General features: G+C 69.0%; 13 protein-coding genes. 4 read left to right on the forward strand and 9 right to left on the reverse strand.

Annotation, left to right across the window (positions count from 1 at the left end):
* The first annotated feature begins 25 nt into the window (after nucleotides 1-25).
* The 4 genes from WEF05_07380 (at nucleotide 26) to WEF05_07395 (ending at nucleotide 4057) form a co-directional block, all read left to right on the forward strand.
* Nucleotides 26-994 (forward strand): ABC transporter substrate-binding protein, encoded by a 969-nt coding sequence (locus tag WEF05_07380; GenBank protein ID MEX1101704.1) that lies wholly within the window; start codon nucleotides 26-28, stop codon nucleotides 992-994.
* A 101-nt stretch (nucleotides 995-1095) separates the two neighbouring features.
* Nucleotides 1096-2745, forward strand: coding sequence for a phosphatase PAP2 family protein (locus WEF05_07385; GenBank protein ID MEX1101705.1), 1650 nt, complete (start codon nucleotides 1096-1098; stop codon nucleotides 2743-2745).
* Nucleotides 2742-3335 carry a hypothetical protein gene (locus WEF05_07390; GenBank protein ID MEX1101706.1) on the forward strand — a complete coding sequence of 198 codons (594 nt, stop codon included), beginning with the start codon at nucleotides 2742-2744 and terminating at the stop codon, nucleotides 3333-3335. The genes WEF05_07385 and WEF05_07390 overlap by 4 nt, the downstream gene beginning before the upstream one ends.
* Nucleotides 3323-4057, forward strand: a complete 735-nt coding sequence (locus WEF05_07395; GenBank protein ID MEX1101707.1) for a phosphatase PAP2 family protein — start codon at nucleotides 3323-3325, stop codon at nucleotides 4055-4057. Before WEF05_07390 ends, WEF05_07395 begins: the two co-directional genes overlap by 13 nt.
* Here WEF05_07395 and truB read toward each other — a convergent pair.
* The 9 genes from truB to WEF05_07440 form a co-directional block, all read right to left on the reverse strand.
* On the reverse strand, nucleotides 4054-4959 hold the full coding sequence (truB, locus tag WEF05_07400; GenBank protein ID MEX1101708.1) for a tRNA pseudouridine(55) synthase TruB: 906 nt from the start codon (nucleotides 4957-4959) through the stop codon (nucleotides 4054-4056). The genes WEF05_07395 and truB overlap by 4 nt on opposite strands.
* Nucleotides 4956-5951: a bifunctional oligoribonuclease/PAP phosphatase NrnA gene (locus WEF05_07405; GenBank protein MEX1101709.1), complete on the reverse strand. Its 996-nt coding sequence runs from the start codon at nucleotides 5949-5951 to the stop codon at nucleotides 4956-4958. The genes truB and WEF05_07405 overlap by 4 nt, the downstream gene beginning before the upstream one ends.
* Nucleotides 5948-6331, reverse strand: a complete 384-nt coding sequence (rbfA, locus tag WEF05_07410; GenBank protein ID MEX1101710.1) for a 30S ribosome-binding factor RbfA — start codon at nucleotides 6329-6331, stop codon at nucleotides 5948-5950. Before rbfA ends, WEF05_07405 begins: the two co-directional genes overlap by 4 nt.
* 23 nt (nucleotides 6332-6354) lie before the next feature.
* The gene (locus tag WEF05_07415) at nucleotides 6355-6651 is read right to left on the reverse strand and encodes a DUF503 domain-containing protein (protein MEX1101711.1); all 297 of its coding nucleotides are present in this window, start codon (nucleotides 6649-6651) and stop codon (nucleotides 6355-6357) included.
* A gap of 35 nt (nucleotides 6652-6686) precedes the next feature.
* On the reverse strand, nucleotides 6687-8975 hold the full coding sequence (infB, locus tag WEF05_07420; protein ID MEX1101712.1) for a translation initiation factor IF-2: 2289 nt from the start codon (nucleotides 8973-8975) through the stop codon (nucleotides 6687-6689).
* Complete coding sequence (locus WEF05_07425) at nucleotides 8972-9253, reverse strand: YlxR family protein (GenBank protein ID MEX1101713.1); 282 nt, start codon at nucleotides 9251-9253, stop codon at nucleotides 8972-8974. Before WEF05_07425 ends, infB begins: the two co-directional genes overlap by 4 nt.
* Nucleotide 9254: 1 nt before the next feature.
* The gene (nusA, locus tag WEF05_07430; protein ID MEX1101714.1) at nucleotides 9255-10598 is read right to left on the reverse strand and encodes a transcription termination factor NusA; all 1344 of its coding nucleotides are present in this window, start codon (nucleotides 10596-10598) and stop codon (nucleotides 9255-9257) included.
* The gene (rimP, locus tag WEF05_07435) at nucleotides 10595-11071 is read right to left on the reverse strand and encodes a ribosome maturation factor RimP (protein MEX1101715.1); all 477 of its coding nucleotides are present in this window, start codon (nucleotides 11069-11071) and stop codon (nucleotides 10595-10597) included. The genes nusA and rimP overlap by 4 nt, the downstream gene beginning before the upstream one ends.
* Before the next feature lie 197 nt (nucleotides 11072-11268).
* Entirely contained in the window at nucleotides 11269-12978 is a 1710-nt protein-coding gene (locus WEF05_07440) for a proline--tRNA ligase (protein ID MEX1101716.1), read from the reverse strand.
* Nucleotides 12979-13020 lie beyond the last annotated feature (42 nt).

The raw sequence follows: 13020 nt of genomic DNA on the forward strand, positions 1-13020 counted from the left end.
GCCCGAGCGCCTACCATCGGTGCGGATGCTCGGACCTCTCAATCGACTCGGCCGGATGCTCGCAGCCCTCGCCCTCGTGACACTCGTGGGGGCGGGGTGCACGGCCGGCCTCAGCAACGACGCGAACGACGCCCCCGTCGGGACGACCGGGAGCGCCCTCGGCGATGACACCGTCACGATCGGCGCCTTCAACTTCAACGAGAGTCTCCTGCTCGCCGAGCTCTACGGTCAGGCGCTCGAGGCTGGGGGATTCCGCGTCGAACGGCGGCTGGATATCGGACCGCGCGAGATCGTCCTCCCGGCGCTCGAGCTCGGGATGCTCGAGCTGGTCCCCGAGTACGCGGGGGCAGCCCTCGAGTATTACTCGGACCGGCTTGCATCGGGGATCGGCACCCAGGGAACGCGCGCGCGGCTGTCGGAAGCGCTGGCCCCGATCGGACTGCGGGCGCTCGCCGCCGCCCCCGCCGAGGACCGGGATGCGCTCGCCGTCACCCGCGCCACGGCCGAACAGCACGACCTGCGCAGGGTGAGCGATCTGCACGATCTCGGTCCGCGATTCGTGCTGGGGGGACCCCCGGAGTGTCCTCTCCGTCCCACCTGCCTGCCGGGCCTCGAGCGTGTCTACGACTTGCGCTTCGAGGGCTTCGTCCCTCTCGACGTGGGTGGACCGGTGACCGCGCAGGCACTCTCCGAGGGCGTGGTGGATGTCGCTCAGGTGTTCACCACCGACGCGGACGTGCTGTTGAACGATTTCGTGGTGCTCGAGGACGATCGCGACCTGCAACCGGCGCAGAACGTCGTGCCGGTGATCCGCCGCGAGCTCGTCGAACGGTTCGGCCCCGAGCTCGTCGAGAGGGTCGACGCCGTCTCCCGTAGGCTCACGACCCGGGAGGTCGCGGTGATGGACGAGCTGATGGATCGAGGACGCTCCCCGAGCGCCGTGGCGGCGGAGTGGCTCGCGCGCGAGGGTCTCAGGGAGGGTCCGGCGGGCTAGCCCCCGTCGGTCGGAACCGCAGGGGAACGCAGGAAGGGGAACAGACGACGGACACGAGCGGACCGATCGATCCCGGCCTGGCCGAGGAGCGTGACCGGCGGGTGCTGCCCGGCGCCGTTCGCCGGCGTCCCTCGGGCGAACCGCCGCCGTTGCCGCGCGGCGACCTCGGCGCGTCCGGTCGGTTCGTACTGACCTTGGCCTTGGTCTCGATCGCGACCGCGGTGCTGTTCCTGTTCTTCTCCGCCGGCGGAGGAGCAGCGAGCGAACGGTTCGAGGTCGCCCCGATGCGATGGCTCGCCGAGCACCGGACCGGGTGGCTCACCACGATCGCCGACGCCGCGCACGATCTGACCGGGCTGTGGTTCGTCCGCTTGCTCGGCTGGTCGACGATGCTCGTGCTCATCGTCTTCCGGCGCTGGCGCCACCTCGTCGTGTTCGTGATCGCGATCCTGGCGCTCGAGATGACGGTCTTCCAGCTGCAAGCGCTCTTCGAACGGCCTCGCCCACTCGGGATCGTGATCCTCGGCGGGTGGGAGGGACCCTCGTTCCCCTCGCGCGACGTGGCCACGATCGCGATGATCTCGATGGGTATGGCGTACGCGCTGCTTCCCCATGGCCGTTGGCGGTACCGGGCCAAGTGGGCGGCAGGGGTCTTGATCGCCGCGGTGGCGCTCGCCCAGGTCTACCTGGGCGTCGCCCACGCCTCGGATGCGCTGACCGGTGCTCTGCTCGGCTTCGTCTTCGCCGTCGGAGCGTTCCGCATCTTCTGCCCGAACGACACCTTCCCGGTCGCCTACGGCCGGGGGAACTCCGCTCACCTGGACCTGGACGGGCCGCGCGGCGAAGCGATCCGGAGTGCCGTGGCGGACGAGCTCGGCCTGCAGGTCGTCGCTATCGAACCGTTCGGACTCGCGGGCTCCGGCGGCTCGAGCCCGATGCGGCTGCGGGTCGAAGGGGCATCGGCCCCGTACCTGTTCGCCAAGCTCTACGCGACCCAGCACGTCCGCGCCGATCGCTGGTATAAGACCGGCCGCACGATCCGCTACGGAGCACTCGAGGACGAGAAACCGTTCAAGTCGGTCCGCCAACTGGTGGAGTACGAGGACTACGCGTTGCGTCTGATGCGCGACTCCGGGATCCCCGTCGCCGATCCGTACGGCATCGTCGAGATCACCCCGGAACGCGAGTACCTGATCGTCACCGAGTTCTTCGACGGTGCCACGGAGATCTCGGAAGCGGAGGTCGATGACCGCGTGATCGACGACGGCCTCCTCCTGGTGCGCAAACTCTGGGACGCGGGCCTGGCCCACCGCGATATCAAGCCCGCGAACCTGCTCGTGCGCGACGGACGCCTCCAGGTGATCGACGTCGCGTTCGGGCAGGTCCGCCCCTCCCCGTGGAGGCAGGCGGTCGACCTTGCCAACATGATGCTTGTTCTCGGGCTTTACTCCGAACCCGAGCGGGTCTACGAGCGGGCGCTCGCGTTCTTCACGCCGGAAGAGATCTCCGAGGCATTCGCCGCGACCTACGGGATGGCGAGCCCGTCGCAGTTGCGCGCGGAGCTGAAAGCGGAGAACAAGAAGGACGGCACCGACCTCGTCGCGCGATTCCGCGAGCTCGCGCCCGCGAACGAACGCATCTCGATCCAGCGATGGAGCTGGCGCCGGGTCGGCCTCACCACCGGTGTCGCGCTCTCGGGGCTGATCCTGCTGTCCCTCGCGTTCAGCATGATCCAGCGGGGGATCCTGTGACCGTCCGTCTCATCACCCGTGGCCTGATCGTCTGTTGCCTCGCCCTCGCGGTAACGGGACTGACGGCGTGTGCCACGAACAACGTCGGTGCGCCGATGTGCCGAACCGAGGCGGACCTGCCGGCCAGGGTCCTCGTCGCACAGTCGATCCCCGAGGCGACGCTGCTCCCGTGTATCGAGGTGTTGCCGGCCGGGTGGGGCTTCGGCGGCATGACCGTCGCGCGTGGCAACACCGTCTTCACACTCGACAACGACCGGGGCGGATCGGATGCGCTCCGGGTGAGCCTGACACCGGCATGCGACGTCGGTGACGCCCGGCCGCAGCGAGCGCAAGGGGACGAGATCGGGACCTCGAAGTTCGTGCTTCCCATCGAGGCCGACGATCGGATCCTGCCCGGGACGACCTACTACCGGTACCCGGGTGCCTGCGTGACCGTGGAGTTCGTGCTTCCACCCGAGAGCCCTTCGACCCTGTTCGCCGAGGGCTCCACCGCCCTCTCGTTCGTTCCCAGGGACGAGGTCGCGGCCCAGGTCGACGAGGAGGTGGGTGTCCCCCTCTGCGGGGCGGGAGCACCACCGTGTCCCGGCTAGACGCGCGCCCGCCCGCGATCGTCGAGCGGCGTCGCGAGATGCTCCACGATCATCGTCGAGCGCTCGCCTGGGCGGTCGTCCTCGGCATCACGCTCGTCGCGCTCTTCGTCCTGATGGGTAACGCCGTCACCCGGGCCTCGATCGATCGCTTCGACCTCGACCTGTACGAGGTGGTGAACCGGATCCGCGTCGGCCTCGTCGACGAGTTCGCGAAGGTGCTCGATGTCCTCGGCAGTGTCTGGGTCACGACACCGATCCGGATCGGTGTCGCCGCCTGGCTGATCTACCGACGCAGATGGGCGGCACTGTCCGCGTGGCTGTTGACGTGGGTCTTCGTCGAGGCGAGCACCTCGATAGCAAAGGTGGTGTACGACCGGCCACGGCCGCCGGCGCCACTCGTCGCCACCAGCGGCGCGTCGTTCCCGTCCGGCCACGCTTCGGCGACCGCCGCGACCGCGGTCTGCCTGGTGATCGTCCTGCTCAAACCGGGCCGTCGGCGCCTGCGTTGGGAGTTGACGGCCGTCGGGATCACCCTGCTCATGGCGTCCTCACGGGTCTTCCTCAACGCCCATTGGTTCACCGACACGGTGGGCGGCGTCCTGCTCGGGGCGGCGATCGCCGTCGGGACCGCAGCCATGGTCTCGGAGGTACGCGAGGTCTGGTGGCGTCACCAGACCGAAGCGGACCCCGAGGAAGCGCCCCCCGAGCCCGGGCCACTCTAGCCGGGAGTCCGGTCGGCGTCGGCCGGGGCGATGATCACCTCGGGGCGCGCCTTCGTGCCTTCATCGGTGTAGATCCCGATCAGGCGCCCGCCGGGCGCGAAGACGCCGTAGGGACCCGCGATCCCGGCGGGCCCGAGGATCCTTCCGTGCGAAGCGGCGATCGCCTCTTCGGGATGCAGATCCAGGTGTGGGAGATGGGCGACCGCTCGATCCATCGGCAGCGGCGCGCCCGGGTCGTCCGGAGGGGTCGCGTCCTCGATTGCGAAGGGACCGATCCGCGTTCGAACGAGCCGCGTGAGGTGGGCGCCGCACCCGAGACGGTCGCCGACGTCGGCCAGCAGCACCCGCACGTAGGTCCCACTCGAACACGTCACGCGGAAATCGATGTCCGGGGCTTCGAACCGTGTGACCGCGAACCGCTCGACGTGGATCGGTCGGGCATCCGCCTCGAGTCGTTCTCCGGCGCGAGCGGCTTCGTAGAGCTTGCGTCCGCCCACCTTGACCGCCGAGTACGCGGGAGGACGCTGCATCGATGCCCCCACGAGCGCCGCGGCTGCGGCATCGAGCTCCGCGGTCCCCACCTCGACGGCTGAGGTGGCCACGATCTCCCCTAGCGCGTCGAGGGTGTCCGTCGTCACCCCGAGGCGCGCGGTGCCCTCGTAGGTCTTCGGAAGGTCCGCGAGGAACCGCAACAGGCGTGTGGCCCGTCCGACGCCGACGAGCAGGACGCCGGTAGCCATCGGGTCGAGCGTGCCCGCGTGACCGACTTTGCGCGTGCCGAGCGCCCGGCGGATCGTGTCGACGGCGTCGTGCGACGTGGCTCCGCCGGGCTTGCCGATCACGAGCAGACCGTCGGGACCTGTGCCGTCGCCGCGCGCGCCACCATGGCGGGGATCGCTCACGGAGCGACGGGCTCGCCGCGCAGAGCGGCGCGGATCCGGGTGACGCTCTCGGCGAGTCCGTGCTTCGAGGTGTACCCGGCTGCCAGCCGGTGTCCGCCGCCGCCGAAGGCCGCCGCGACGGCGGCCACGTCGTGGTCGCCACGTGAGCGCATCGACACCTTGAATCGGCCGTCCTTCTGCTGCTTCAACACGGCTGCGACGTCGGCCTCGCGGGAGGTGCGGATCGCATCGATCAGATCGTCCGTCTCCTGCGGATGCACACCCGACCCTTGCAGATCGGCCTGCGTGAGATAGGTCCAGACGAACCGATCGTCCGCCTCCAGCACCGCCCGCTGGAGTGCGGCGCCGAGCAGTCGGATGTAGGCGAATCGATTGTCCTCGTAGAGCGCCTGCACGAGCCGCGCATGGTCGAAGTCGCGCTCGCGTAGCTCGGCCGCCACGCGAAGGGTCTCCGGCGAGGTCGCCTCGTACTGGAACCGTCCCGTGTCGGTAACGATCCCCGCGTACAGGCACACCGCGGTCTCGACCGGGAGCTCTCCCCCGATCGCGCGCACGAGGCGATACACGACCTCGGCCGTCGACGAGGCCGTGGGATCGATCAGACCGATCGTCCCGAGCCCGTCGTTGCTCACGTGATGATCGATCCAGATCAGTTCCCCGGCCTTCGCCGCGGCGCCTCCGAGCGCACCGAGCCGGTCGGACGACGCGCAGTCGCAGGTGACCATGACCTCGGGACGCTTGGGGAACTCCTTCACGGGAACGAGATCGTCGCTGCCGGGCAGCAACGCCGCCCAGCGCGGCGGCTCGAGGGGCTCGTTCGGGAAGGAACAGACGGTGGTGGTCCCGCGCGTGCGCAAGAAGTTCGACAACCCCAGCATCGACCCCAGAGCGTCCGCGTCGGGATTCACGTGACAAGCGATCGCGACCGACGACGCTTCCGCGAGAACCGCAGTGGCTCGATCGAGCTCGTACCGCGCAGCCTGCTCCTTCATCCGTCCCCCCGCTCGTGGAGCTGCCGCAGCAGCTCGTCGATCCGCTCTCCCTGCTCCCGGGTCGGGTCCTGCTCGAAGTGCAGCTCGGGCAGGAACTTCAACCGTACCTGACGACCGACGACCGACCGCAGGTGCGGCGTCGCCGAGCGGAGCCCGGCTGCGGTCGCCCTGCGCTCGGAGTCCGAGCCCATCGTCGTGTAGTAGATCCACGCATGCCGCAGATCGGGCGAAGCCTTCGCGCCGGTGATCGTCACGAAACCGATCCTCGGGTCCTTCAGGCTCGGAAGCTCCTGGGCCAGCACCTCACGGATCTCCTCGGCAACGCGGCTCGGTCGGGCGCTCGACTCCCCAGGGGGGCGTGGCGCCCGTGGCGCTCCGATCCCCGGGGTCGTTTCGTGTTCCGTCACGCGTCCTCCGGATCGTGCATCGACACCTCGCGATCGATCAGTTCGACCCCCGGATGGACCTCCACGAAGCGTTCGACCTCGTGGAGCACGCGCTTGAGGTGGTAGCCCTCTCCTCCGACCACCGCCACTCCGATCGCGCTGCGTTGCCAGAGATCCTGGTGGTCCACTTCGGCCACCGCGATCGGGAACTTCGCCCGCAACCCGCCCGTCAGAGCCTTCACGACGTGCCGCTTCGCTTTGAGCGAGCCACAACCGGGGATCCGGAGGTCGAACCGTTCCACCGCGACGAGCATGAGCACCTCGTGACGCGCGTCGACACTGCCCTGCGCTACAGCGAGCGGGCGACCTCGCGGACCTCGTAGACCTCGATCACATCGCCCTCTTTGATGTCCTGGAAGTTCGCGATCCCGATCCCGCATTCATAGCCTTGGGCAACTTCTTTGACGTCGTCCTTGAACCGGCGCAGCGAACCGATCGTCCCGTCGTAGGCGACGACGCCGTCCCTCACGACCCGTGCCCGCGAATCGCGCGTGATCGTGCCAGCCGTCACGTAGCAGCCGGCAACCACGCCGAGCTTTGGCACGCGGAACAGTTCCCGGACCTCTGCTTGGCCCTTCTCGACCTCCTCACGGGAGGGCGACAGCAACCCAGACAGCGACTGCCGCACGTCGGCGATCGCGTCGTAGATCACCCGGTAGAGGCGAACGTCGACGCCTTCTTCCTCGGCGAGGGCCCGGGCACCGGCGTCCGGCCGGACGTTGAAGCCGACGACGATCGCGTTGGAAGCCATCGCGAGCTGGACATCGTTCTCCGTGATACCGCCCGCCCCGGATCGCATGATGCGGATCCGCACCTCATCCTGCGGGATCTTCAGGAACGAGTCGGTGAGCGCACCCAGGGATCCTTGGACATCGGCCTTCAAGACGAGGTTGAGTTCGGGCACCTCCTCGTCCTTCGCTTGCGCGAGCAGGTCCTGCAAGGTCGTCGCTCGCGGGGTCACCAGCTCGGCGGCACGCGTGCGCGATTCGCGCTCCTGGGCCACGTGGCGTGCCCCACGCTCGTCGGCGACCTCGCGGAAATCGTCTCCCGCCGTCGGGACCGCGGACCAACCGAGGAGCAGCACCGGCTTCGAGGGACCGGCGCGCTTGACCGTCAGCCCGTTCTCATCCTGCATCGCGCGGATCTTCGCGAACGCCGTACCCGCCACGAGCGCATCGCCGACCTCGAGCGAACCGCGCTGCACGAGGACGGTGGCGACCGGCCCTCGCCCCTTGTCCAGGTGGGCCTCGATCACCGCGCCGCGTGCCCGGCCCTCGGGGTTCGCCTTGAGCTCCGCGAGGTCGGCCACGATCAGGATCGTGTCGAGCAGGGACTCGAGGTTGGTCCGCGCCTTGGCCGACACGTCGACGAACTCGTAGTCCCCGCCCCATTCGACGGGCACGATCTCCCGCTCGACGAGCTGTCGCCTGACGCGGGTCGGATCGGCATCTTCCTTGTCCACCTTGTTCACCGCGACGACGATCGGAACCCCTGCCGCTTTCGCGTGGTCGAGGGCCTCCACCGTTTGGGGCATCACGCCGTCGTCGGCCGCGACGACGAGGACGGCGATGTCGGTCACCTGCGCTCCTCGGGCGCGCATCGCCGTGAACGCTTCGTGACCGGGAGTGTCGATGAAGGTGATCTCGCGCTCGCCCACGTGCGCCTGATACGCACCGATGTGCTGGGTGATCCCACCGAACTCGCCCTCGACGACGTTCGCTTCGCGGATCGCGTCGAGGAGCTTGGTCTTGCCGTGATCGACGTGGCCCATGATCGTGACGACCGGCGGCCGCGGTTGGAGGAGCGACTCGTCGACCTCTTCCTCGGGCTCTTCGTCCGAGAGGTCCTCGTCGACGGCCACGATCTCGGCCTCGTAGCCCAGTTCGTGCGCCACGAGCTGGAGGGCGTCGTCGGACAGCGAGGTGGTCGCGCTCGCCATCTCCCCCAACCCGAACAGAGTCTTCACGACCTCGGCGACCGTCTTCGACATCTTGTCGGCGAGTTCCTGCGCCGTGGCGCCGTGACCGACCTTCAGGACCGGGAGAACCGGGGCGGCTGAGTCCGCGCCCGGCTCGGCCGCCGCCGGCTCGGCGACCGCGGCTGCGGCGGGGGTCGGTACGGTCTCCGCGGCTGCGGCAGGGGCGGGAGCATCAGCCTCGGACGGTGCTTCCGTCGTCTTCGCTGCGACGGGTATGGTCGTCTTGGACGCCGTCTTCGTGGCGGCCGTCTTCTTGGCGGCCGTCTTCTTGGCGGCCGTCTTCGTGGCGGCCTTCACGGCCGCGGGCTCCGGGGCGGGGGCATCGGCACCGGCCGGGGGCTCGACGGCCTTCTTCGCCGCCGCCTTCTTCGCCGCCGCCTTCTTCGCCGCGGGGGACCGCTTCTTCGGCGTGGGAGCCTCGAGGACATCCTTGGGCTTGCGACCCTTCACGGCTTTGCCGCCGGACGCACGCAGGCGCGGGACGGCCTCGTCGGGCACGCTGGAGCTGGCGGTTCCGCCGCCCAACCCCATCTCCTCGAGCGACGTCAGCAGCTGCTTGCTGCTGATGTCCAGTTCCTTGGCCAGTTCGTGAACCCTCAAGAGTCCCCCACAACTTCGTCGATCTCGGCTCGTAGCCTGGCTGCTGCCTCGGCACACGCGCCCGTCCGCAGGGCCCGGGTAAGCCCTCCACGGTCGATCGCGATCGCGACGCAGTCGGGATCCCGATGCAGGTAGGCGCCCCGACCGGGGGCCGAACCCGCCGGGTCCACCCTCAGGGTACCGTCCGGCGCCTTCACCACTCGCAGCAGGTCACCCTTGGTGGCCCGCTGCCGGCAGCCGACGCAGGTCCGCTCCGGTGCCGGCCGACGTCGTTCCACGTCAGCTCCCCGCGGGAGCCTCCTCGTTCTGCTCCGACGGCGCCGGTTCGGCCACGGGCGTCGGTGCCACGTCCGTCCCCGACTCGGGCTCGGGCTCGGGCACCTCGGCCGCGGCCTCGGCGGGCGCAGACTCGGGCTGGGGTGCGGGTGCGGGTTCCGGCTCCGCGGGGGCGGGAGGCGCCGGGGCGGGACCACGGGCCTCTTCCTGCTGCTGGCTCTCGGACTTGATGTCGATACGCCAGCCGGTCAGCCGCGCGGCGAGCCGCGCGTTCTGGCCCTCCTTGCCGATCGCGAGCGAGAGTTGATAGTCGGGAACGATCACGAGAGCGTTCTGCGTGGAGTCGTCGGTCTCTACCCGGTTCACCTTCGCGGGTTGGAGGGCGTTCGCCACGAACTCCGCCGGGTTCGGGCTCCAGGGGACCACGTCGATCTTCTCGCCCCGCAGCTCGTTCACGACCATGCGAACGCGCGAGCCCTTCGGTCCGACACACGCTCCGACCGGGTCCACGGCAGGCTCGTTCGACGCGACGGCGATCTTCGAGCGGTGGCCCGGCTCGCGCGCCACGTTCTTGATCTCGACGATGCCCTCGTCGATCTCGGGGACCTCCATCGCGAACAGCGACTTCAACAACCCGGGGTGCGAGCGTGACACGACGATCTGCGGGCCCTTCGTCCCCTTGCGGACCTCCGTGATGTAGGCCTTGAGGCGTTCGCCGTTGCGGTACGGCTCGGACGGAACCTGCTCACCCTGCGGCAGCAGCGCCTCGACCTTTCCCAGGTCGAGGAGCGTGTATCGACGCTCGGACTGCTGAACGATCCCGGTCACGACATCGCCCTCGCGTCCGGCGAACTCTTCGTAGGTCATCTCCCGTTCGGCGTCGCGGAGCTTCTGGAAGATCACCTGCTTGGCCGTCTGCGCCCCGATCCGCCCCTTGAACTCGTCGGTGACCTCGACCTCCTGTTCGGAGACGATGCGGATCTCGGGCTCCACGGGCTCCGCTGGTTCGGTGGGCTCGAAGGATTGCGCCTCCGGTGCTCCGTCCGTTGCGACTGCCGTGTCGGCATCGCCGGACGGCGGCGCCTCCGCCGCTACCTCGACGACGGCCTCGGACTCGTCCGGGTAGATCTCCTCGAGCTCCTGGAGCCAGATGCGCAGGTCGCCGGTTTCGGGGTCGATCGACGCACGGACACCGAGGGTCTCCTCATCGATCTCCGGATGCTCCTGCTTGTACCAAGTCTTGTAGGCGGAGGCCATCGCCTCCTCGAGTCCCGCGAGGATCGTCTCGAACGCGATGCCCTTCTCACGCTCCAGCTCGCGGAGCGCAGCGATCATCTCTGCGTTCATCGGGTGCTCCTCTTCTGCTCGGCCGCCCAGTCGAACACCGTGCGGGCCGACGCGATGTCGTCGTACCTGACGCGAACCTCTCCGCCGTCGGCGGCCACCACGATGGCCTCCGCGTCGGCCGAGACGAGCGCGCCCGAATGCGTTCTGGAGCCGTCCACCGGCTCCGTCGTCTTCACCTTCACCAGATCACCGACACGCCGCCGGAAATGCTCCGGCCGGATCAGCGAGCGCTCGATCCCCGGCGAGGACACTTCGAGCCGGTAGGAACCCGGTCCCGGATCGAACCCCTCGAGGTCCAATCGCCGCGAGATCTTGTCGGAAACAGCCGCGATCGTGCCGAGGTCGAGCGGCTGCTCGGCGTGGTCGATCGTGACGCGAAGCACGCGTCCGCCGCCCTCCCGGGCCATCTTCACCTCGACCAGCTCGAGCCCTTCGTTCTCGAGCACCGGGGTCAGCACCGCTTCCAGGTCCATCTCCTCCTTACGGGCCCTCCCTCGACCCTGGCCGGCACCGGCTCCCAGAAACAGAAAGTGGGCCGCGAGCCCACTTCGGTAACGCACGAGTGCCTGGTCCTTCGCGAGTATAGCGGAGGGTCTTCTAATGCCCGTTCAGCAGGCACGACGCGTCTCCGGTCCCCGCTGCTCGAACCCGGACGACCCGGCGAAAGGAACTACGGGGCGGCGTGAAGAGCCTGAACGATCGCCTCGACCGCGTTGTCGACCGGCGCCTGGGAACGCTCTCCGGACGCGCGGACCTTCACGTCGACCGTGCCGCCGTCGATCCCCCGCTTGCCGACGACGACCTGGACCGGGTACCCGATCAGGTCGGCATCGGTGAACTTGACGCCCGCCGAAGCGTCGCGATCGTCGAGCGCGGTATCGAGCCCACGTTCGGTGAGCACCCGGTAGAGGCTCTCGGCGCGAGCGACGACCTCCGCGTGGTCGCGGTTCGCCATCACGATCACGACCTGGAACGGTGCCAGCGCCTTCGGCCAGACGATGCCGTCGTCGTCGTTGTGCTGCTCGACGACCGCGCCGATCACGCGCGAGATCCCCATGCCGTAGCACCCCATCACCAGCGGGCGCTCGATCCCGTCGTCGTCGACGAACGTCGACTTCAGGGGCTCGGAGTACCGCGTTCCCAGCTGGAAGGTGTGTCCCACCTCGACCGACCGTCCGATCGTCAGACCGCCGCCGCATCGGGGGCACACGTCGCCGTCGGTCACGGTCGCGATGTCCTCGAGGCGATCGATCGTGAAGTCGCGGCCGGGGGCGATCCCCTTCGTATGCGCATCGGCACGGTTGGCGCCTGTGATCCAGTCCGAGCGGGTCCGGACCCGGTTGTCGGCGACGATCGTGACCCCGTCGTGATCCTGGGGTCCCGTGAATCCCACGACCATCCCGTAACGGCCGAAGTCGGCCGTATCGAACATCCGCAGCTCCGACCCCGAAAACAGACGTCGAAGCTTGCCCTCGTTCACATCCCGGTCCCCGGGAACCAGGACCAGGATCGGCGCGCCGTCCACCACGTAGGCCATCGACTTCAAGGTCTCACCTGGCGCGACCTCGAGGAGCGTCGCGACCGCCTCGATCGTCGACGCGCCGGGCGTGGGAACGTCCTGCCGCTCTGCGGGGGCGCCGGTCGCCTCGTCGGGAGTGGCGGCGACCGCCGCTTCGACATTCGCCGCGTAGTCCCCGCGCTCGCAACGGACGAACAGGTCTTCGCCGACATCGGCGGGCGCCATGAACTCGTGGTTCACGTCCCCGCCGATCAACCCGGGGTCGGCCTCCACCTGTGCGAAGTCCAGGCCGCAGCGGGTGAGGATCGCTCTGTAGGCATCGACCATCTTCCGGTAGCTCTCGCGCAGCCCGTCGACGTCGCGGTCGAACGAGTAGGCATCCTTCATCAGGAACTCGCGCCCGCGCAGCAGGCCCGACCGTGGACGGGCCTCGTCCCGGTACTTCCATTGGATCTGGTACGCGTTCACTGGCAGATCCCGGTAACTCTCGACCTCGCTGGCGACCAGTGGCGTGATGATCTCCTCGTGGGTGGGCCCGAGCGCGAGCTCACGATCCTGGCGATCGTGCAGGGTGAACAGCAGGTCCTCCTCGACGTAGGCGTCCCACCGGCCGGTGACCTTCCAGGGCTCGCTGGGAACGATCGCCGGGAGCCGCACCTGTTGCGCACCCGCGGCGTCCATCTCCTCGCGGACGATGTGTTCGACCCTCTGCAAGGTTCGGAGTCCGAGGGGGAGGAACGAATACACGCCGGCCATGAGCTGACGGATCATCCCCGCCCGCAGCAGCAGTCGGTGCGAGGGAGCGTCCGCGTCGGCTGGCGCCTCGCGGAGCGTGCGGGAGAAGAGTTGGGACAGACGCATCCTCGAAGGATACCGTCGTCGGGCGAGGAGTTCCGCGCGGGT

The organism is Actinomycetota bacterium, assembly GCA_040881665.1.
GTDB lineage: Bacteria > Actinomycetota > UBA4738 > UBA4738 > HRBIN12 > JBBDWR01.

What these genes read in the sequence shown, in the direction of transcription:
- WEF05_07380 (MEX1101704.1), top strand. Translation starts at nt 26, where the DNA reads ATGCTCGGACCTCTCAATCGACTCGGCCGGATGCTCGCAGCCCTCGCC.
- WEF05_07440 (MEX1101716.1), bottom strand. Translation starts at nt 12,978, where the DNA reads ATGCGTCTGTCCCAACTCTTCTCCCGCACGCTCCGCGAGGCGCCAGCC.
- rimP (MEX1101715.1), bottom strand. Translation starts at nt 11,071, where the DNA reads ATGGACCTGGAAGCGGTGCTGACCCCGGTGCTCGAGAACGAAGGGCTC.
- WEF05_07405 (MEX1101709.1), bottom strand. Translation starts at nt 5,951, where the DNA reads ATGAAGGAGCAGGCTGCGCGGTACGAGCTCGATCGAGCCACTGCGGTT.
- nusA (MEX1101714.1), bottom strand. Translation starts at nt 10,598, where the DNA reads ATGAACGCAGAGATGATCGCTGCGCTCCGCGAGCTGGAGCGTGAGAAG.
- WEF05_07415 (MEX1101711.1), bottom strand. Translation starts at nt 6,651, where the DNA reads ATGCTCGTCGCGGTGGAACGGTTCGACCTCCGGATCCCCGGTTGTGGC.